This is a genomic window from Salinivibrio sp. IB282 (assembly GCF_001995685.1).
In the GTDB taxonomy this organism is placed as follows: domain Bacteria; phylum Pseudomonadota; class Gammaproteobacteria; order Enterobacterales; family Vibrionaceae; genus Salinivibrio; species Salinivibrio kushneri.
Map to the genome: position 1 here is coordinate 1 of NZ_MUET01000001.1, position 20,859 is coordinate 20,859.

17 protein-coding genes are annotated in these 20,859 nt (G+C 52.4%); 14 read left to right on the plus strand and 3 right to left on the minus strand.

What is annotated here, in order from left to right; translation table 11 throughout:
• Positions 1-1,023: insulinase family protein (locus tag BZG14_RS00005; RefSeq protein ID WP_198531992.1), on the minus strand; the 1,023-nt coding region annotated here is incomplete at its 3' end.
• Between the two features lie 142 nt (positions 1,024-1,165).
• On the opposite strand from BZG14_RS00005, the gene sixA reads away from it, so the two are divergent.
• Positions 1,166-1,654 (plus strand): phosphohistidine phosphatase SixA, encoded by a 489-nt coding sequence (sixA, locus tag BZG14_RS00010; protein ID WP_077607632.1) that lies wholly within the window; start codon positions 1,166-1,168, stop codon positions 1,652-1,654.
• Positions 1,655-1,701: 47 nt separating this feature from the next.
• Here the strand turns inward: sixA and smrB are convergent, their stop codons facing one another.
• Complete coding sequence (gene smrB / locus BZG14_RS00015; protein ID WP_069360725.1) at positions 1,702-2,232, minus strand: endonuclease SmrB; 531 nt, start codon at positions 2,230-2,232, stop codon at positions 1,702-1,704.
• 121 nt (positions 2,233-2,353) lie between these two features.
• On the opposite strand from smrB, the gene prmB reads away from it, so the two are divergent.
• The 4 genes from prmB to BZG14_RS00035 all read left to right on the plus strand — a co-directional run bounded on the left by prmB (position 2,354) and on the right by BZG14_RS00035 (position 5,438).
• Positions 2,354-3,286, plus strand: coding sequence for a 50S ribosomal protein L3 N(5)-glutamine methyltransferase (gene prmB, locus BZG14_RS00020; protein WP_069360747.1), 933 nt, complete (start codon positions 2,354-2,356; stop codon positions 3,284-3,286).
• Between the two features lie 178 nt (positions 3,287-3,464).
• Positions 3,465-4,526: a chorismate synthase gene (aroC, locus tag BZG14_RS00025; protein ID WP_077456341.1), complete on the plus strand. Its 1,062-nt coding sequence runs from the start codon at positions 3,465-3,467 to the stop codon at positions 4,524-4,526.
• Between the two features lie 77 nt (positions 4,527-4,603).
• Entirely contained in the window at positions 4,604-5,155 is a 552-nt protein-coding gene (locus tag BZG14_RS00030) for an elongation factor P hydroxylase (protein ID WP_077607683.1), read from the plus strand.
• 4 nt (positions 5,156-5,159) lie between these two features.
• The gene (locus tag BZG14_RS00035) at positions 5,160-5,438 is read left to right on the plus strand and encodes a YfcL family protein (protein WP_077484690.1); all 279 of its coding nucleotides are present in this window, start codon (positions 5,160-5,162) and stop codon (positions 5,436-5,438) included.
• A gap of 101 nt (positions 5,439-5,539) precedes the next feature.
• Here BZG14_RS00035 and mnmC read toward each other — a convergent pair whose 3' ends face one another.
• The gene (mnmC, locus tag BZG14_RS00040) at positions 5,540-7,540 is read right to left on the minus strand and encodes a bifunctional tRNA (5-methylaminomethyl-2-thiouridine)(34)-methyltransferase MnmD/FAD-dependent 5-carboxymethylaminomethyl-2-thiouridine(34) oxidoreductase MnmC (RefSeq protein ID WP_077607633.1); all 2,001 of its coding nucleotides are present in this window, start codon (positions 7,538-7,540) and stop codon (positions 5,540-5,542) included.
• Between the two features lie 118 nt (positions 7,541-7,658).
• On the opposite strand from mnmC, the gene fabB reads away from it, so the two are divergent.
• From fabB to BZG14_RS00085, 9 genes are all read left to right on the plus strand, one after another.
• Positions 7,659-8,873, plus strand: a complete 1,215-nt coding sequence (gene fabB, locus BZG14_RS00045) for a beta-ketoacyl-ACP synthase I (protein WP_077607634.1) — start codon at positions 7,659-7,661, stop codon at positions 8,871-8,873.
• Between the two features lie 279 nt (positions 8,874-9,152).
• Positions 9,153-10,283 (plus strand): 4-phosphoerythronate dehydrogenase, encoded by a 1,131-nt coding sequence (locus BZG14_RS00050; RefSeq protein ID WP_077607635.1) that lies wholly within the window; start codon positions 9,153-9,155, stop codon positions 10,281-10,283.
• On the plus strand, positions 10,280-11,293 hold the full coding sequence (locus BZG14_RS00055; protein ID WP_069360719.1) for an aspartate-semialdehyde dehydrogenase: 1,014 nt from the start codon (positions 10,280-10,282) through the stop codon (positions 11,291-11,293). The genes BZG14_RS00050 and BZG14_RS00055 overlap by 4 nt, the downstream gene beginning before the upstream one ends.
• A 283-nt stretch (positions 11,294-11,576) precedes the next feature.
• On the plus strand, positions 11,577-16,391 hold the full coding sequence (locus tag BZG14_RS00060) for a FimV/HubP family polar landmark protein (RefSeq protein WP_077607636.1): 4,815 nt from the start codon (positions 11,577-11,579) through the stop codon (positions 16,389-16,391).
• A 135-nt stretch (positions 16,392-16,526) separates the two neighbouring features.
• Positions 16,527-17,312: a tRNA pseudouridine(38-40) synthase TruA gene (gene truA / locus BZG14_RS00065; protein ID WP_077484702.1), complete on the plus strand. Its 786-nt coding sequence runs from the start codon at positions 16,527-16,529 to the stop codon at positions 17,310-17,312.
• Between the two features lie 167 nt (positions 17,313-17,479).
• Complete coding sequence (gene accD / locus BZG14_RS00070) at positions 17,480-18,406, plus strand: acetyl-CoA carboxylase, carboxyltransferase subunit beta (protein WP_077607637.1); 927 nt, start codon at positions 17,480-17,482, stop codon at positions 18,404-18,406.
• 65 nt (positions 18,407-18,471) lie between these two features.
• Complete coding sequence (folC, locus tag BZG14_RS00075; protein ID WP_077607638.1) at positions 18,472-19,722, plus strand: bifunctional tetrahydrofolate synthase/dihydrofolate synthase; 1,251 nt, start codon at positions 18,472-18,474, stop codon at positions 19,720-19,722.
• 12 nt (positions 19,723-19,734) lie between these two features.
• Positions 19,735-20,283: an SPOR domain-containing protein gene (locus tag BZG14_RS00080; RefSeq protein WP_077607639.1), complete on the plus strand. Its 549-nt coding sequence runs from the start codon at positions 19,735-19,737 to the stop codon at positions 20,281-20,283.
• 61 nt (positions 20,284-20,344) lie between these two features.
• Positions 20,345-20,842, plus strand: a complete 498-nt coding sequence (locus tag BZG14_RS00085) for a CvpA family protein (RefSeq protein ID WP_069362063.1) — start codon at positions 20,345-20,347, stop codon at positions 20,840-20,842.
• Positions 20,843-20,859 lie beyond the last annotated feature (17 nt).

Below are 20,859 nucleotides of genomic sequence, written 5' to 3' on the forward strand. Positions count from 1 at the left end.
AGCTTGAAATACATGAGTGATAATATCGTCGACATGGCTCAGCCCTAATGGCGTTAACGAAAAGCCGAGGGTAAATTCACGAAAATCTCGTCCGCTGATCCCACCACCTGCAGACAAAGTGTTGATATAGCCTTTGTTTTTTAATAGTGACATCAAACTCCCAGGCCCCTCATAACCCAGTAAGTGGGCAATGTAAGACAAAGGCTTAGTGCGGTATTGCTCGGGGCTTTCAGGGACAGAAAACGCCAAGGTGAGCTTACGAACCTCTTTTAAAGGTTCAATCGTCACCCATTGATGCTGCTCATTCTTGGTGGTCAGGGGCGCATTGATGGCAAGTTCAGGATAGTGATGGTTGGCAATGGTGGAAAAATACTGTTTCGCGAAGCGCTCAAGCTCATCCAATGACTGTGGCCCGGTCAATGCCAGTGTCATGAGATTGGCGCTATAGTTAGCTCGGTAAAAGGCGATGAGATCATCCCGTACATTGGAATCATCACGATCCGCGAGCGTCTCGACACTGCCAACGGAGAACTTGGCAAACGGATGGTTAGGATTGATGGTTTCTTTGTGAACTTGATAGATACGTCGCACGTCGTCATTGAGCTTCATGCGATACTCGGCGTCGACCGATTGGCGTTCTTTATCTACGGCATCGGCATCAAAACGGGGTGAAATGAAAAAGGCGCTGAAGCGGTCTAAGCTTGCCGCAAACTGGCTGGGGCGAATATCGAAAAAGAAGGCGGTGTGCTCGGTGCCTGTCCACGCATTATTGTGGCCACCATGCTGGCTAATAAAGCGCTGAAAGTCACCGATGACGGGGTACTGATCCGTCCCCAAAAAAAGCATATGTTCGAGAAAGTGCGCCAGCCCTTGTCGCTCGACTGGGTCGTGAAAGTGACCGACATTCACCGACAATGCCGCGGCACTGCGATGCGCATGTGGGTCATTCACCAATAAGACACGTAATGCGTTAGGAAGCGTGATATAACGGTAGTGTTTATGGTCGTTAGGGCTGACGTGCACAAGCATCTCACTATCAGAGTAAATAAGTTAGTAGTAAGTATGACTACCAGTGACCAGAGTCGCAAACCACTTATTTGGTCTTTTGCGGATCATCTTGATAGCATGCAGCCAATCTTGGCATATGAATGTGGGTATTAAGGCGATGAAATTAATCATAATGCGTCATGGCGAAGCGCAAGCATTTGCAGCCAGTGATAGCGACCGAGCGCTCACGGCCAATGGTGAGCAACAGAGCAAACAGATGGCGACGTGGCTGAACCAGCAATTGGATGGGCAAGGGATTGATAAAGTGCTGGTGAGCCCTTACTTACGTGCGCAGCAAACCTGGCAGGTGTGTGCGCCTTTGTTACCCGATGCAAAAGAGGTGATCACAGAACAAGAGATCACCCCTTTTGGGCAAAGTGATCGTGTCTATGATTACCTGAATGCAATGATAGAGGTTGAGAAACTTGACGTGGTCTTGGTCGTCTCTCATCTGCCTTTAGTCGGATACCTTACCAACGAGTGGGTGCAAGAAGGGCAACCGCCGATGTTTGCCACGTCAGCCATGGCGTTGATTGAGGTCGATATCACCAACCAACAAGCGTCGCTGAGTGCGCATATGTCGCCACGACAGCTTCTAAAATCGTAATCGGTAAAAAGTGCTTGACGCGCATCTGTCTCTTTAGCGATAGGTTACTAGCGCTCGGGCACTTCTATCAGCACCAACAAGGCGCCATCCCCCCCAAACTCCCTTGGCGCTTGGTGAAACGCCATCACATTGGGGTGCTGTGCCAGCCACAGTGGAATTTTGTCTTTGAGTACCCGTTTACCAATCCCGTGCATCACACTGGCGCAACGAGTGCCGTCTTTCACACAGGCCGCGAGCATCGCCCCCAGCTCTCGCTTGGCTTCTGTTTGGGTCATTCCGTGTAAATCGAGATAGATATCGGGCACATACACACCACGACGAAGCCGCTTGACCTCGTATTTAGAGACATCCTGACGGGCGTACTGCATTGGACCCGATTCATTGAGCAGCGGCTCGAACTCATCGGAAAAGTAAAATGCATGATCGCTACTCTGTCGTTCAAACTGACGTTGTTTGCGCGTCTTGGTCGTCTGGCGTTGTGGTGGGTTTATGGTATCCTGCTTCAACTTTTTTGCGCCTTTGACGGCATCACGGAATAGCGCCAAGTCCTCTTCCGTCATCGATGGTTTTTTGCTCATAAAAAACTGTCCCCGAGGTGATGACCTGAATTGTACATTCAGCTAGCTCAAAATGCTGCTTATTGTACTGACCTCGCGTCAAAGGGCGACCCCAAATTGCATGAAGCCGATGGAGGCCAATGTGGATACGATTTTTACTGAAGAAGTGGTCAGTGAGTTACATACGCTGCAAGACATGCTGCGCTGGACAGTCAGTCGTTTCAATGCGGCAGGCTTGTTTTATGGCCACGGCACCGACAACGCGTGGGATGAGGCGGTACAGCTGGTGTTACCGACACTCTACTTGCCGATAGATGTACCCTCAGAGACGCGCTTTTCGCGACTGACCACCAGTGAAAAACATCGTATCGTTGAGCGTGTCATTGCACGTATCAACGATAAAACCCCAGTCGCATATTTAACCAACAAAGCGTATTTCTGTGGCTTAGAGTTTTTTGTCGACGAGCGTGTACTTGTGCCACGTTCACCGATAGGTGAGCTTATCCAGCAAGAATTCGCTGGCATCTTGCCTCACCCTCCTCGCCGGATTATGGATTTATGTACGGGCAGTGGCTGTATCGCTATTGCTTGTGCCTATGCGTTCCCAGAGGCAGAGATCGATGCGGTGGATATTTCCACCGATGCGCTGGATGTCGCTGAAATCAATATTCAGGATCATGGCTTGGAAGAGCAAGTGATCCCGATGCGGTCGGATTTGCTTAAAGATGTCCCGCAAGATAAATACGATTTAATCGTAAGCAACCCTCCCTACGTCGATGCGGAAGATATGGACGACTTACCGGACGAGTTTCGCCATGAACCTGAGCTGGGGCTTGCCGCCGGCACGGATGGGTTGAAACTGGTGCGTCGGATGCTTGCCAATGCCCCCGATTATCTGACAGACGATGGCGTGTTGGTGTGTGAGGTTGGTAATTCGATTGTGCACATGCAAGAGCAATACGGTCATTTGCCTTTGCAGTGGATTGAGTTCGAAAACGGCGGTCATGGTGTGTTTATGATCAGTCGCCAAGATCTCGTTGCGTGTGCGGATGAATTTGCCCTTTATCGCGACTAGAGGCAGTACCCACCGATCATGATATAAAGCCAGCCTCGTGCTGGCTTTTTAGTCTCTAACACTTGCAGTCGCTCCGTTGCTCACCTGGATTTTCTTTGCGTATTTGATTGCTTTATGGTTAATTGCTAACAAAGTACGCAAAAATACAACAATGCCCATCAGGCAAGTAGAGGAAGGCATGGCAGGCAACACGATAGGACAGATATTTCGCGTCACGACCTTTGGAGAAAGCCACGGCGTTGCATTGGGGGCGATTATTGACGGCTGCCCACCGGGGTTAGCATTGACTGAAGCGGACATGCAGCATGATCTCGATCGCCGTCGTCCTGGGACGTCGAAATACACCACTCAGCGCCGTGAACCGGATGCGGTGAAAATCCTTTCTGGGGTCTTTGAGGGCCAAACCACGGGGACATCGATTGGCTTGATGATCGAAAACACCGATCAGCGCTCCAAAGATTATTCCAAAATCAAAGATGTGTTTCGCCCTGGGCATGCAGACTATACCTATCACCATAAATATGGCATCCGCGATTACCGCGGGGGCGGCCGTTCATCGGCACGAGAGACGGCGATGCGTGTCGCCGCAGGCGCGGTGGCTAAAAAATACCTCGCGCAAGTGCATGGTATTCAAGTGCGTGCTTACTTGGCGCAAATGGGCGAGGTGACCATCGATACGGTGGATTGGGCGCAAGTTGAGCAAAACCCTTTCTTTTGCCCGGATGTGAACAAACTAGAGGAATTGGATGCGCTGATCCGTCAACTGAAAAAAGACGGAGATTCAATCGGTGCCAAGCTCACCGTGGTGGCAGAAAACCTTCCTGTCGGCCTTGGCGAGCCAGTGTTTGATCGCTTAGATGCGGACATTGCCCATGCGTTGATGGGAATTAACGCGGTGAAAGGGGTCGAAATCGGAGATGGGTTTGACGTGGTGAATCAGCGTGGCAGTGAGCATCGTGATGAAATTCACCCTGACGGCTTTGCCTCAAACCATGCGGGAGGCATTCTTGGTGGGATCTCGTCAGGCCAGCCACTAGTGGCACATTTAGCGCTCAAACCCACCTCCAGCATTACCGTGCCGGGCAAGAGTATTGATGTTCACGGTGAATCTGCGGATGTGGTGACACGTGGTCGTCATGACCCGTGTGTAGGGATCCGCGCCGTGCCGATTGCCGAAGCCATGGTGGCGATTGTGCTGATGGACCATTTGCTTCGTCACCGCGGCCAAATGGGCGCATAGCGATATCCCAAACGTTTCATCTTCTTTAACCCCATCTGTCGTTTTGGATAGGTGGGGTGTCGTTATTGTTTAAGATTATGACCCACAATTATCACGACTTGATCCAACTTTTTAACCAATCCTTTCTTGCTTCTTTCAATACTGAGCTGGTGCGTGGCGGGGATGAGCCTATTTACTTACCTGCTGATGCCGATCATCCTCATCATCGTGTGATTTTTGCGCGCGGCTTTTTTGCCTCGGCATTGCACGAAATTGCACACTGGACCATTGCCGGTGAGCAGCGTCGTCAATGGGAAGATTATGGCTATTGGTATCATCCGGATGGCCGTGATGCTGACACGCAAGCCGCCTTTGAGGCCGTCGAAGTGAAGCCACAGGCGATTGAATGGATCCTCTCGGCAAGCTGTGGGTTTCGCTTTCAAGTGAGCTGTGACAATTTAAGTGGTGTTGAGCCCGATCGCCACGCGTTTACTGAGAAAGTTCGGCAACAAGTCGTACAGTATGTCTCGGATGCATCGACAAGCACCGCTTTGCCCGTGCGCGCCAAGCAGTTTTCTGATACCTTGCGAGACTTTTATGGTGTTGCGCCGTTGACGCCAGATACCTTTACGTTGCCAAGCCAAGGTTAAAAAGATGAAAGTTCAAGACTATGAAGCACGCATTTTAGCGTTAATCGATGAGATGGTGGAAACCGCCTCAGACGATGAATTGTTTGCCAGTGGCTATTTACGTGGCCACGTTTCTTTAGCGGCAGCGGACTGTGAGTTGGAGGGGGTTGATGAGGTGTCAGCATTGAAAGCGCGCGTCGATGCTAGTCTCAATGACAATGCCAGTGAGCTGTCACCCGGCGACCAACGTCTCGTCGGGGCGCTGTGGGATTTATTGCAACAGCAAGTGGAAAAAGACGCGTAACACACTGTTTTAAATGAGACACTAAGCGGTATCGAAAACGGTACCGCGTAGCAAAAGAAAGCCATCGCCTCGGTGATGGCTTCTTTGTTGGCCGTGACGCGCTATAGTGTTTTACCTTTTAGCAGCTTACGAACCCACATCCGCCCTGGGTGCAGCGTGTCTAGGACCGACTGAGGTAAAGGTAAAGGCTCGTCACAAAGCTGAGCTGCTAGCACTTCTGCCGCCAATGGGGCTGAGGTGAGGCCGCGAGAGCCGAGCCCCAGCAAGCAAAATAACCCGGGATAAACGGGAACGGCGTCCGCTTTTTCTTTGTCTTTTTGCAAGGTTTGGTAGGCAGACACCAAGGCGTCGTAATCACACACGTTGCCCACGAAAGGTAAATGGTCGCGACTGGCACAGCGCACGCCAACGCGTCCGTCTTCCGCCAGAGGCACCGCGTGTGCCCAGTCTGTATCGACACAATCGGTTAAGCGCTGTTGATTTTCAAGCTGATCGGCGGCTTGGAACGCTACGTCCGCATTATTGCGACGATAGCTGGCCCCTAGACAATGCTCGCCCGCCTGATTAGCCGGGGTTAAATAGCCCTCGAAACACAATACAGTGTTGAGCTTACTGAGTTCGGTATTGGTGGGCACATGGCTGACTTGGCCGCGCACCGGATAAACGGGAATAGGCTGTATTTGGCTGAAGCTATCTGCTTGGTGGCCGTTGGCGATCACCACATTTGGGTGGTGAACCTCACCCATGCTGGTCTCGAGTGTCCAACCATTGTTCGATTGTGTTAGCGCTCTCACGGGACAATCAAAATGGGCACGTAGCTGTCCGCTGGCAATGGCTTTATCTATTACACCCGCAGTAAACTGTTGCGGGCTTATCCAACCGCCAAGCGGATAAAACACGCCGGCATGCCCGGTTTCTAAGCCGACCTTATCGCTCACGCCATCGGCGTCTAACGGCGTGACCAATGCCTCAGGAAAGGCGCCATCGGCCATCTTAGCAAGTTTAGCGGCACTCTTGTCGTTGTAACCCAGCTGTGTCACCCCACACCAGTCGTGCTCAAAGGCGATGCCTTGGACGTTTTGTTGTTGAACAAACTGTCGTGAAAACAAAAAGGCGGGGGCAAAAAACTGACTTAAATTATCGTTATTGCCATTTAAAAGCGGATAAATGGCGCCTTGATGGTTCCCTGATGCGCCAGCAGCCGGGCGCGGGTCTTGGCAATACAGCGTGACTTGCTTGCCCCGTTGCAGCAATGCGGTGATCAAGGCGGCACTGGCAATACCGCCGCCAATAATGGCGATGTCGTCCGCTGTTGAAGCGGGTGTGCGGGCATACCATGGTGAGTAGCTGGCATGGGCTTGGCGAGCAGGCAGTGCACCTGCCAACATGTCTCGCTTGTGGCCAAAACCTTTCACCTTTTTCATTTCAAAACCGGCCTCGATAAGGCCACGACGCACAAAGCCAGCGGCGGTAAAGGTGGCGCAGGTGCATTGCTCGCGTGCAAGTCGTGCCATGCCATTAAACAAATCTTGGTTCCACATCTCTGGGTTTTTGCTTGGGGCAAAGCCGTCTAAATACCAAGCATCCACCACCCCTTTAGGGCCTGTTGGCACTTGTGGTAACCAATCTTTAATATCACCAAACCACAAATCGAGTGTAATCTGACCTTGAGCCAACACGATTCGTTGACAACCAGCTAACGGCACAGGGTAGTCGGCGCGTAGCCGTTTAGCATAGTGTGCCAGCTCTGGCCAAGCTTGATGTGCACGGGCGAGATCCTCTACTGTCAGGGGGTACTTCTCAAAACTGATAAAGTGAAGCTGGGTTACGGGCGCGTTTGGATGGGTTTGACGGAACTGCTCGAAAGCCGCCCAAGTGGCCAGGAAGTTGAGCCCAGTGCCAAAGCCGGTTTCCGCAATCACAAACCGGGATGATGTGGCAGTTTGCCAACGTGCGGGAAGTTGGTTTTGTTCGATGAACACGTAGCGGGTCTCGGCCAAACCGTCGTGATTGGAAAAGTAGACGTCATCAAACTGTTCCGCGACGGGGGTGCCCGTGTCATTCCAGCTGATTTTTGCGTGGTCGATCGAGGGAGTGCTCACAAATGCCTCTTACACAGGAAAAGAAAAAGCAAATTGTACTGGCTCAAAGGAAAGCTGACCACTTATCAGCTTCAAAAACGCTATCATCCACTGCGAAATTAACGTCTAGGAAAGAATCATGAAACGAGCTGTCATTACAGGCATGGGGATTGTTTCCAGTATTGGTAACAACGTCAAAGAAGTGCTGGAGTCGCTCAAAGCGGGAAAATCTGGCATTAACTTTTCTCAGCAGTTTGCAGATATGAAGCTGCGTAGCAATGTTTGGGGGGATCTCAAACTCAACCCAGCCGACCATATTGATCGCAAAAGAATGCGCTTTATGGGTGACGCGGCGGGCTTTGCCTACTTGGCAATGGAGCAAGCCATTGAAGACTCGGGCCTGGCCCCTGAGCAAGTTTCTAATCCACGAACTGGTTTAGTGGCCGGTTCAGGTGGTGCGTCATCGGTGAACCAAGTCACCGCGGTTGATACATTACGCGAAAAAGGCGTGAAGCGTGTTGGCCCTTACATGGTGCCACGGACCATGTCATCGACTGTTTCAGCCTGTTTGGCTACCCCGTTCCAAATTAAAGGGGTGAACTACACCATGAGTTCTGCGTGCGCGACCTCGGCGCATTGTATTGGTCACGCCCTTGAGCTGATTCAGCTAGGCAAACAGGATGTGGTGTTTGCCGGTGGTGGTGAAGAGCTGGATTGGTCACTGACCATGATGTTTGACGCCATGGGGGCCCTTTCAACCAAATACAACGACGACCCGCAGAAGGCCTCTCGTACCTATGACGCGGAAYGAGACGGTTTTGTGATCTCTGGTGGTGGCGGCATGCTAGTCGTGGAAGAGCTGGAGCATGCGCTGGCGCGTGGTGCGACCATCTACGGTGAAATTGTCGGTTACGGTGCAACGTCTGACGGCTATGACATGGTGGCGCCGTCGGGTGAAGGCGCGGTGCGCTGTATGAATATGGCGATGCAAGATGTAGAGGGTGAGGTTGATTACATCAACACTCACGGCACCTCAACCCCAGTAGGAGATGTAAAAGAGCTTGGCGCGATTCAGGAAGTGTTTGGCGGCAAGAGCCCAGCGATTTCTGCGACTAAGTCAATGACAGGTCACGCGCTCGGCGCGGCGGGGGTGCACGAAGCCATCTATTCAACCCTGATGCTTGAGCAAGGTTTTGTCGCGCCAAGTATCAACGTGGAGAACTTGGATCCCGCGGCTGAAGGGTTAGATATTGTGACGCAACCGCGAGAGCAAGCACTGACGCGCGTGATGTCCAACAGCTTTGGCTTTGGCGGTACCAACGCCACCTTGGTAATTGAAAAATATCGCGGTTAATACAATCGCCCCTTTTTCCAGGTATGCAGAGAGGCTCTGCCATCAGACACGGACCATTATCGTTGAGAGCCGTTAATGGTCTTTTCAGGTCCTGGATTTACCCGGCTTCGGCCGGGTTTTTTTCTGCCTGAGGCCACCCGGTGAGCGGGTTATCCACTCAGTTCAAGGGTGTTTTCTTACCGTGAGATAGATACAATGATTTTCTTGCATTGAGCATCCGATAAGCGATGCACCGACTCACACAGGACGTTGAACGYGAAAATTGTTGTAGACGAAAACATGCCTTATGCCCAAACCTTGTTTAGTCAATTGGGTGAGGTGGTTGCATTACCCGGGCGCGCAATCCGTGCGACGGATTTGATTGATGCTGACGCATTAATGGTGAGAAGCGTCACGCAAGTGAGCCATGCTCTGATTGACGGTGCAACTCGTCTGCGTTTTGTCGGTTCAGCCACCGCGGGTGAAGATCATCTTGATTTTAACGCCTTGCACGCACAAGGCATCCACGGTACGGCGGCGCCTGGCTGTAACAAGGTTGGGGTGGCGGAATACGTGATTAGCGCCTTGCTGGTGTTAGCGCAACAGCAAGGCTTTAAGTTGACCGACCGAACGGTCGGTATCGTGGGCGTGGGTCATGTGGGGCACTACTTGGCCGAGCGGCTTGCGGCACTTGGGATTAAAACCTTACTTTGCGATCCCCCTCGTCAGGAGCAAGAAAACCTGGCTGACATGGTGGACATTGACACCCTGATCGCACAATCGGATGTKGTCACTTTCCATACCCCTTTGACCACGACCGGAGCGCACCCCACTTATCACCTCATGAATCAAGCTCGGTTAGATGCGCTTGCGTCAGGAAGCATTTTGATAAACGCCGCTCGGGGGCCGATTGTTGATAATCAGGCACTTAAAGTGCGGTTAGCGCGAGGCGAGATTGATGCGGTGTTGGATGTTTATGAACAGGAGCCCGAGGTCGACCTTGCCCTGATGGACCAGCTTACGTTTGCTACGCCTCATATTGCAGGCTATGGTCTAGAAGGCAAAGCCCGTGGTACTACCATGGTCTTTAACGCACTGTGTGAACACCTGGGCCTGCCTCATCTTGCCCATGCCAGTGAGCTGCTGCCCACCGCGCCGATTCCACACGTTGCCTTGGCACAGCCGTGGCAACAAAGTGATCTGATGGCACTGACGCAATTGGTCTACGATATTCGCCGAGATGACAGTGATTTTCGTCGGGCCATGCATGCGGCCGGTGATGACAAACTCGCTCAGCGTGCAGCCTTTGACCAATTACGGAAAAATTACTGGGATCGACGCGAGTACAGTGCGATCACGGTAGCCGGACAGGCTGATTTCGGGTTACAGTCGCTGGCTAAGCTGGGCTTTAGTATTGAGGAGCATGCATGACACAAGCATTTGACGTTGCCATTTTGGGCGCAACCGGTGCGGTAGGACGCACCATGATCGAGATTTTAGAAGAGCGCGATTTCCCCATTGGCACGCTACACCTCCTCGCCAGTGAGCGGAGTGCAGGTGAAACCATCACCTTTAAAGGTGAGAGCCTGCGTGTGCAAAATGTCGACAAATTTGATTGGACACAGGTTCAGCTTGGCTTGTTCTCGGCGGGCGCACAGGCTTCTGCGCATTGGGCGCCGATTGCAGCGGAAGCGGGCGTCGTCGTTATCGATAACACGTCGCAATTCCGCTATGACTTCGACGTGCCCTTGGTGGTCCCTGAAGTGAACGCAGCCGCGATTGGTGACTTCCGTAATCGTAATATTATTGCTAACCCAAATTGCTCGACGATCCAAATGCTGGTGGCATTAAAACCCATTTACGATGCCGTCGGTATCGAACGTTTAAATGTGTCTACCTACCAATCGGTCTCAGGGTCAGGGAAAGAAGGCGTTGATGAGCTTGCCGGGCAGACGGTTAAATTGCTTAACAGCCAAGATGCGGAGCCTGCGTTATACAGCAAGCAAATTGCCTTTAATTGCCTACCACACATTGACCAGTTTATGGAAAATGGCTACACCAAAGAAGAAATGAAAATGGTGTGGGAAACCCAGAAAATTCTTGCCGATGAGATGATAGGGGTTAACCCTACCTGTGTGCGCGTGCCCGTGTTTTACGGTCATGCTGAAGCCGTGCACCTTGAGTGCCGTCAACCGATTGACGCAACGGAAGCGGTAGCGATCTTGAGTCAGCATGAACACATTGAGGTCTTTGAAGGGGAAGATTACCCCACTCAGGTGAAAGAAGGCACTGGCTCAGATAAGGTGCTGGTGGGGCGTATTCGCAACGATATTAGCCACCCTAATGGGCTCAACCTCTGGGTGGTAGCAGACAATGTGCGTAAAGGGGCCGCAACTAACTCGGTACAAATTGCGGAAGTATTGGTTCGCGATTACCTTTAAGCAACAAGCGTCGCACCCATAAAAGAGCGTGATAGCCCGCCCATCACCACACTAGGTTGATTGATACCCCATCCGTTGATGGGGTATTTTTTTAGGCATTAATTTTGCATAGGTGGGCGATACGCGACGTGTGACGATGCTATCATCGAGTCAAAACTGAGGCAGAGCGCCCACAGTTTGATCGCGCAACACACTTTTATATCACCAAACTACAGTTTTTAGCATGGCTTCCGATATAGTTAGATATTTAGTGAGGCCATTTTTGCCATAAGGGAGTGCGGGTGTGTCCAACGCACAGCAAAGTGAACAGTCTTCTTCTCAAACTCGATTGACCATAACCTCGCATCGCGTTAAGCGGCATCTTATTGCCGTCGCAGGGGTATTGGCGGTTGCGCTTGTCAGTGTTTCAACGGTGCCGGTCGAAGCGGCAATACGCATTCTTGGTCCGCAAGATGAAATGGCGGCTGAAACCGCTTCGCCCCAACCAACGCCAGCGGTTGCATCGGCACAACAATATGGTCCAACCGGGGACAATGAAACCTTGTGGTCGATTGCGACTCAAATGCGCCCTAATACGCAAGTGAGTGTGTATCAGACGCTCGGCGCGATTTTTCGTCTGAATACCGACGCATTCACCAACAACAATATTCATAGTTTGCAGCCGGGTAGCACTTTAGTGATGCCGACGCTGGCGCAAATTGAGCGAGAAAGCACCCAAGATGTGGTCAATCGGCTTGAAATTGATGAAGCGCGTAAGCAAGCCCAAAATACCACGCCACTCAGCGAACAGGTTGAGCAACCGAGTCCGCAACCGTCGCCAGCGCCTTCAACGAACACCCAGCCGGAACAATCGCAACCTGAGCAAACAAGCCAAGACACTTCCCAATCCAGTGAAGAGACTCAGCAAGCCAGTGCGCCTGAACCTCAAGTGGTACAAAACTTACAGTCTCAGCTGCAAGCGTCAGACCAAGAAATGACGCGTTTGGTTGAGAGCAATCATGTGCTCAAGGTTCGTTTGTCTGAGGTCCAGCACGAGCTGAGCGCCCTAAAAGAGCAGATGAGCGGTGATGCTGAAATCAATAAAGAGATCCGGGCATTTTTAGAAAAGCAGCGTCAGCAACAGGTGGCTGAGGACACTCAACCTCCCTCAGTGGTTGAATCTTTACTTGATAGCCCATTATTGCTTGCCATGTTGGCCATCATCCCGGGGGCCTTGATTACAGGGGCCATTTTCTTCTTCCTCGCGCGTCGCAGAAAGCAAGAGGAAGACGCGGAAGAGCCTGCGGCACTGGATCATGATGATATAGACGATATGCCCGTGGTCATGGTGCCCGATCCGGATGAAGACGATGTTGACGATCCGCAAGATGACGATGAGTTAGAGATCACCGATGATGAGACGGCGAGTGAGGATATCGCGTTTGGCGATGATACCGACCTGGACGATCTCGATCTGGATGACGAACTCGATGATATGGCAGGCAATGAATCGAGTGTCGCGCCTACCAGCGATGATGCTATCGGTCTTGAAGACATGGAGCGCGCGCTGGATGAGCTGGCCGATACGCCGCCGGCTGATAAGGATAGCGCTGCCGATGACACATCATCCGACGAGGGGGACGAATCGGAAACGGGCGACACAGACCAACCTGAAGAGGAAATGAGTGCTGATGAAGCGCTTGCCGCCGAGTGGGCTAAAGCGCTCGAGGAAGGCAATGACAGTGATGTCGACGATATCGATGCCTTGTTAGCAGGTGAAGCTGATGGAAACGCCGCTGAAGCCCCAGCGGAAGAGCCTGAGAGCGAAAGCGCCGAGACGAAAGCGCAAACGTCAGAAGAGCGCGAAGACAATGACGAGCAAGCGCCAAATGACGCGCTATTTGACTCGGTGCTCGACGATGAACCTGAGCTGGATTTAAGCCAAGACATTGATTTATCTGATGATGATAACGATGACAACGTTTCTCTTGATAACACAACCGAGTTGCTTGATGAACTTGTCGGTGATGAAGAGGACGAAGATAGCTGGCTCAATGAAGGGGATGATACCGAGGGCGAATTCGATGAAAGTAGTGACGCCTTACTGGATGAAGTCTTAGACAAAGATGATGACCCTCATTTAGAAGATTCTGACGCTTTACTCGAAGAAGTGTTGGGGGATGACGATGAACCCGACCCACTCGCTGATGATGATGATCCAGCATTGTGGGGAGAAGAAGACGACAGTGATCCGAACGAAGCGGAGTTAGAGCAACTTCTTTACGCGTCGGATACGCAAACAGAAGAAACACCTGACACTGATCCAGGATCAGAGACAGGTGCTGAGCAAGACAGCGACGCTGACGCACCAGCGGACACTCCCGCCGCGGCAGAGTCTAGCGAGGCCGATGAAGCACCCGCAGCTGACGATGACGCGGAAGACGAGCCGCAAGCAGCGTTAAGTGAAGACGATGCAGAGGTGGACGAATCGGCTGAGCCAGAAGCCACTAGCGGGGCCGATGAAGAACCCGCAGCTGACGATGACGCGGAAGACGAGTCGCAAGCAGCATTAAACGAAGACGATGCTGAAGAGGACGAATCGGCTGAGCCAGAAGCCACTAGCGAGGCCGATGACGCACCCGCGACGGACGACGACGCGGAGAATGAGCCGCAAGCAGCGTTAAGTGAAGACGATGCACCGGCGGACAAATCGGCTGAGCCAGAAGCCACGAGCGAGGCCGATGAAGCACCCGCCGCGGACGATGACGCGGAAGACGAGCCGCAAGCAGCGTTAAGTGAAGACGATGCAGAGGTGGACGAATCGGCTGAGCCAGAAGCCACTAGCGGGGCCGATGAAGCACCCGCAGCTGACGATCACGCGGAAGACGAGCCGCAAGCAGCGTTAAGTGAAGACGATGCTGAAGAGGACGAATCGGCTGAGCCAGAAGCCACGAGCGAGGCCGATGACGCACCCGCAGCTGACGATGACGCGGAAGACGAGCCGCAAGCAGCGTTAAGTGAAGACGATGCAGAGGTGGACGAATCGGCTGAGCCAGAAGCCACTAGCGGGGCCGATGAAGCACCCGCAGCTGACGATCACGCGGAAGACGAGTCGCAAGCAGCATTAAACGAAGACGATGCTGAAGAGGACGAATCGGCTGAGCCAGAAGCCACTAGCGAGGCCGATGACGCACCCGCGACGGACGACGACGCGGAGAATGAGCCGCAAGCAGCGTTAAGTGAAGACGATGCAGAGGCGGACAAATCGGCTGAGCCAGAAGCCACTAACGAGGCCGATGAAGCACCCGCAGCTGACGATGACGCGGAAGACGAGCCGCAAGCAGCGTTAAGTGAAGACGATGCAGAGGCGGACGAATCGGCTGAGTCAGAAGCCACTAGCGAGGCCGATGAAGAACCCGCGACGGACGATCACGCGGAGGATGAGCCGCAAGCAGCGTTAAGTGAAGACGATGCAGAGGTGGACGAAGCGGCTGAGCCAGAAGCCACGAGCGGGGCCGATGAAGAACCCGCGGCGGACGATGACGCGGAGGATGAGCCGCAAGCAGCGTTAAGTGAAGACAATGCAGAAGCGGACGAATCGGTTGAGCCAGAAGCCACTAGCGAAGCCGATGATGCACCCGCAGCGGACGATCACGCGGAGGATGAGTCGCAAGCAGCGTTAAGTGAAGACGACGCAGAAGCGGACGAATCGGCTGAGCCAGAAGCCACTAGCAGGGCAGATGAAGCACCCGCAGCTGATGATGACGCGGAAGACGAACCCCAAGCAACGTTAAGTGAAGACGATGCAGAGGCGGACAAATCGACTGAGCCAGAAGCCACTAGCGGGGCCGATGAAGCACCCGTAGCTGACGATCACGCGGAGGATGAGCCGCAAGCAGCGTTAAGTGAAGAAGATGCAGAGGCGGGCGAATCGACTGAGCCAGAAGCCACTAGCGAGGCCGATGATGCACCCGCAGCGGACGATGACGCGGAAGACGAGCCGCAAGCAGCGTTAAGTGAAGACGATGCAGAGGCGGACGAATCGGTTGAGCCAGAAGCTACCCGCGAGGAAGATGAAGCAGCTGATGATGACGGCGATAATCTCGACGACATTAGCGAAGAAGACTTACTTGATTTAACCAGCCTACCAGAGTACGACGAAGAAGCGGCATTGGCAGACGCTGAACCGGTTGACGATCAAGAACAAGCGGATTTAGATAGCGTGCCAGAGCCAGAGCCAGAGCCAGAGCCAGAGCCAGAGCCAGAGCCAGAGCCAGAGCCAGAGCCAGAGCCAGAGCCAGAGCCGGAGCCGGAGCCGGAGCCGGAGCCAGAGCCCGAGCCAAGCAATGAGCGTGACTATGAGTTTGACTCTTTCTCGCTTGATGAGCTGGGCGAGTTTGGCGAAGACGACGCACTAAGCGCTGCGCTCGAAGAGCAGCGAGAGCTAGAATCTTATTTAGATGAGCAGCAAGAGGGTGACGTCGCCAAGGAAACGCCTGAGCGTGATGAGCGAGATATCAGCGATCTCGACGATGACGATCACCAAGTGGGTGGCTTAAACATGGAGGCACTGCTCTCCGAGTCAGACGATGACACGCCACTGGATCTTTCCTCACTGTCCGATGAAGAAGCGGCGGTTTGGCAGGCTGATAATGAACCTGAGCCTGAAGCAGAGAGTGAAGACTGGAGTCAACAGCCCGCCATCGATCCGGCGTCATTGGAAACCTTTGAACTCGAGGAAGCCTTAGATGAGGATCTTCTGAGTGAGGGAGAAGCAGAGAGTGAGCTGATTGGTGAAGAGCAAGAAGAAGATGACTACATCAGCATTGAGGAGCTCATGCGAGATGATGGTTCTACGCCAGATATTGATCCTGATAAAGCGGAAATGAATCTGAATGTGGGTTTAGATGAGTTTCCTGATGTGTTAGAAGATATCAGTGCCATTGATGTGGATGGTGATACCGCGAGTACTGAAGCATCGACGAATCTTGACCTTGCCAAAGCGTACTTGGAAATGAACGATATCGATGGGGCGATTTCTTTGCTCGAAAAAGTGATGCAGTCGGGCAACAAGGCCTTGCAGCAAGAAGCACGTCAGTTGCTAGAACAGCTGAGGTAGTGAAAAAACAGGTAGCGAATGCTGCCTGTTTCTTTATGGCGGCAGTGATGGCCAAGCACGCGCTTTTCACCTGCAACTCGAGGGCTTTATGGGTATAATGCGGCGCCTTATTGACGAGTAACGAGAAGGCAGGGCATGAGATTCGCGTTAGGCATTGAGTATGATGGCGCTCAGTTTTACGGTTGGCAGAGGCAACGAGAAGTCACCAGTGTACAGGAACACCTCGAGCGTGCTTTATCGACGGTTGCCAATCATCCTGTCGCCGTACAGTGTGCGGGACGTACCGACTCTGGCGTGCATGGAACAGGACAGGTAGTGCACTTTGACACTGATAATCAGCGTCCATTAAAAGCTTGGACCATGGGTGTCAATGCGAACTTGCCGGATCCGATTGCGGTGCGATGGGCGAAGCCTGTGACAGACGAGTTTCATGCCCGTTTTAGTGCGACCGCGCGACGCTATCGTTATGTGATTTATAATCATCCCTTGCGCCCGGCGATCTTAGCCAAGGGAGTCAGTCACTATCACGCTGAACTTGATGAAACCTTAATGCATCGAGCGGGTCAGTATCTCCTTGGGGAGAATGATTTTTCCTCATTCCGTGCCGCTCAGTGTCAATCGAAATCCCCTTGGCGGAATGTGATGCATTTATCGGTCAACCGTCAAGGACGCTTTATCGTGATTGATATTAAAGCCAATGCGTTTGTGCATCATATGGTTCGCAATATTGTGGGGAGCTTAATGACGGTCGGTCGTCAAGAGCAGCCGCCTGAGTGGATGGCTTGGTTGCTGGCACAAAAAGATCGTACCCAGGCGGCTGCGACCGCGAAAGCTGAAGGCTTGTATCTGGTTGACGTAGACTACCCCGAAACATTTGGGTTGCCTCGTTCACCCATTGGCCCCCTGTTTTTGCCGGATTAGGTGATTGTGGCGGCAAGTACGCTGTACTCATAAAGCACGGAGAAAGAATAGGTAGTACCAGTTTTTTATCCCAAGTCTGACAGACTTGTGATTTAATTCGGTCTAATTTGTTACGAATCCAAGATAGTTGTCCGTCCGCGAGAGCTATCACTAAGTAAAGGTTGTCCATGAGCTGGCTAGAAAAAATATTAACCAAAAGTAATATTGGTTCATCACGCAAGGCGTCGATTCCAGAGGGCGTGTGGACCAAGTGCACGTCGTGTGATCAAGTTCTCTATCACGCGGATGTCGAGCGTAACTTGGAAGTCTGTCCAAAGTGTGAACACCATATGCGCATGCCAGCACGCCGCCGGCTCGACGTGTTTTTGGATAAAGACGGGCGTGAAGAGATTGCCAGTGAGCTTGAACCCAAAGATGTGTTGAAGTTTCGCGATTCGAAAAAGTACAAAGATCGTTTAGCGTCGGCGCAAAAAGCAAGTGGCGAAAAAGACGCCCTGGTGGTTATGAAAGGCCGCGTGTTTGATGTGCCCGTGGTGGCCTGCGCCTTTGAGTTTAAATTTATGGGTGGCTCGATGGGAGCCGTTGTGGGCGCTCGCTTTGTTAAAGCTGTGGATGCGGCGATTGACAATAACTGCGGTTTGGTGTGTTTTTCTGCCAGTGGCGGTGCGCGTATGCAAGAAGCGCTCATGTCACTGATGCAAATGGCCAAAACAAGTGCCGCATTGGAACGCCTTTCCCGCCATAACCTGCCGTTTATCTCAGTATTAACCGACCCGACTTACGGTGGCGTGACGGCCAGTTTTGCCATGTTAGGTGATATCAATGTGGCCGAGCCTAGAGCGATTATCGGTTTCGCGGGGCGCCGAGTGATTGAACAGACCGTGCGTGAGAATCTTCCTGAAGATTTCCAAACCAGTGAGTTTTTGCTTGAGCATGGTGCGATTGACATGATTGTCGATCGCCGAGAAATGCGTCAACGCTTAGCGGGTCTGCTTGCCAAATTGAATAATCGTCACTCACCACTGGTGGTCGATGTAGAACAAGGCAAGCCTGATCTTGAGCCTGAAGCGGCACAGCCTTCTCAAGAGCAATAATTGACCGTGTCCCACGGCGCTATCCTTGGTATCATTTACCCATCATGGAGTAACTGACCAAGCCAATGTCTGAACAACAACACCCAACAGCCACGTCCTCTTTAACGACGTGGCTGTCTTATCTCSAAAGCATCCATACCCGTGCCATCGATCTTGGCCTTGAACGCGTCGCGGCAGTGGCCGAAAAAGCGCAACTGACTAAGCCAGCGCCGACAGTGATTRCCGTCGCGGGAACCAATGGTAAAGGCACAACCTGTGCGCTGCTAGAATCGATTTTGCAGCATGCGGGTTATCGCACCGGTGTCTATAGCTCCCCGCATCTAACTCACTATAGTGAGCGCGTGCGCATTAATGGCGAACGGCTAGACGATGCCGCGCACAGCGAAGCGTTCGCGACGATTGAACAAGCGCGTGGTGACACGAGCCTGAGCTTTTTCGAGTTCGGCACCTTGGCCGCATTGCACTTGTTCAAGCAGCATTCGCTGGACGTGGTTATTTTAGAAGTGGGGCTAGGTGGACGCCTCGATGCCACCAACGTAGTGGAGCATGACGTATCGGTGATCACCAGCCTCGCGCTCGATCACTGTGATTGGTTAGGGGATGACATTAACCAAATCGGCTACGAAAAAGCAGGGATTTTCCGAGCAGGTAAACCCGCTGTTTGCGGTCAGCCCTCCCCACCGGCGAGCGTGGCTGCACATGCTGACAGCATTGGCGCCGAGCTACACCAGCTGGGCTATCAATATCAATATACGCTCACGGATAATACCTGGTGTTGGGCGGCAGGGGCGTTTGAGCTGACGGCGTTGCCTATCCCGGCAATACCGTTACAAAATGCCGCCACTGCCTTGATGGCTTTGGGGGTTGCCGAGCTGGAGATCGCAGACACACACATCTCTGACGGGTTAGCCTCGGTGTCGGTACCCGGGCGAATGCAGGTTGTTGCCAATGCGCCTTACACTGTGTTTGACGTTGCTCATAATCCGCACGCGGCCGCTTATTTGGCAGAGAAGTTGGCTGAGTGCAAAGCGGAACGCGGCGGACACGTGCATGCGGTGGTGGCCATGCTATCCGATAAAGACATGGCGGGTACCTTAGCCTGCTTGGACGGAATCGTGGATCACTGGTATCCGGCATCGTTATCTGTGCCTCGAGGTGCACCCGCCGACAGCTTGCCTGTGCCGGCACCACAACAGTTTGCATCACCCAGTGAGGCTTATCAGCAGGCATTAAAACATGCTGAACCTGCGCGAGACTGTGTGGTCGTATTTGGGTCGTTTCATACCGTTGGGCAGGTAATAAGCGCGCTTAACTAAAACGGAGTCATTGTGGCCAGTAAGTTACAAAAAAGAATCGTGGGTACCTTGGTGTTGGTGTCTATCGGGGTGATAGTGCTGCCAGATGTGCTTGATGGCAAAAAAGAGCATTATCAAGAGAGCTATGAAAGTATCCCACTACGAGAAAATTTTGATAGTGAGGTGAGCCAAGCACCGATTAAAGCCCCACAAGTGGTTGAGGTGGACGCGCCAGACACCAAGGTAAAAGAGCGTCAGACAAACGAATTGGACAACGAGCCTGCGCCTAAACCGGCGTCTAGTGACACCGCCTCTTCGTCAGCCAGTGCTCAAGAAGGGGCGTGGATGATTCGGCTTGGCACTTTTCGCAACCAAGACAACGCCCGACGTTTGGTCAAGCAATTACGCGAAAAAGGCTACCAAGCGCATATCTTACCCAAAGCCATCCAACCGGGTGATTTAGCCAAGGTGGTCGTGGGGCCTCACGTCTCCAAATCGGCGTTAGAATCGCAACTGACTGATTTGCAATCTTTGACTGGATTGAAGGGTCAATTGCGTAAATTTGACCCACTCACCCAATAAGAAAACGTTTGCGTGAGCATTTTTTCTGTTAGAATGCGCACGTCTCGAGCAAGTGAATACGATGAATTGGATTGATTACCTCATTATTGGCGTCATTGGTTTTTCGGCGCTAGTTAGTGTTATTCGAGGCTTTGTTAAAGAAGCATTGTCATTGGTGATATGGTTTGGTGCGTTTTTTATCGCCAGTCAGTTTTATACGCAACTGGCGGTTTACCTGACCAATATTGAAGATGCCGTTATTCGTAATGGTAGCGCAATAGCCTTATTGTTCATTGCCACCTTAATAGTGGGGGCGGTGGTCAATTATGTGATTGCTCAGTTGGTAGAGAAAACCGGGTTGTCTGGTACCGATAGGGTGCTGGGTATGGTGTTTGGAAGTGTGCGTGGTGTACTCATTATTGCCGCGATGCTCTTCTTCCTGGATGCCTTCACGTCGGTCGCTCACACCCAAGCATGGGGGCAGTCGCAACTTATTCCTAACTTTGCGGTAGTGATTGAATGGTTTTTCCACTATCTCGAGAACAGTTCCAGTTTCTTACCTGAGATCGCCGGATCTTAGGATGATATTCGCGTAAC

Excerpts from the sequence above, each read along its gene's own strand:
- sixA (WP_077607632.1), top strand. The coding sequence starts at position 1,166 with ATGAAATTAATCATAATGCGTCATGGCGAAGCGCAAGCATTTGCAGCC.
- smrB (WP_069360725.1), bottom strand. The coding sequence starts at position 2,232 with ATGAGCAAAAAACCATCGATGACGGAAGAGGACTTGGCGCTATTCCGT.
- aroC (WP_077456341.1), top strand. The coding sequence starts at position 3,465 with ATGGCAGGCAACACGATAGGACAGATATTTCGCGTCACGACCTTTGGA.
- BZG14_RS00030 (WP_077607683.1), top strand. The coding sequence starts at position 4,604 with ATGACCCACAATTATCACGACTTGATCCAACTTTTTAACCAATCCTTT.
- BZG14_RS00035 (WP_077484690.1), top strand. The coding sequence starts at position 5,160 with ATGAAAGTTCAAGACTATGAAGCACGCATTTTAGCGTTAATCGATGAG.
- BZG14_RS00055 (WP_069360719.1), top strand. The coding sequence starts at position 10,280 with ATGACACAAGCATTTGACGTTGCCATTTTGGGCGCAACCGGTGCGGTA.
- truA (WP_077484702.1), top strand. The coding sequence starts at position 16,527 with ATGAGATTCGCGTTAGGCATTGAGTATGATGGCGCTCAGTTTTACGGT.
- accD (WP_077607637.1), top strand. The coding sequence starts at position 17,480 with ATGAGCTGGCTAGAAAAAATATTAACCAAAAGTAATATTGGTTCATCA.
- BZG14_RS00085 (WP_069362063.1), top strand. The coding sequence starts at position 20,345 with ATGAATTGGATTGATTACCTCATTATTGGCGTCATTGGTTTTTCGGCG.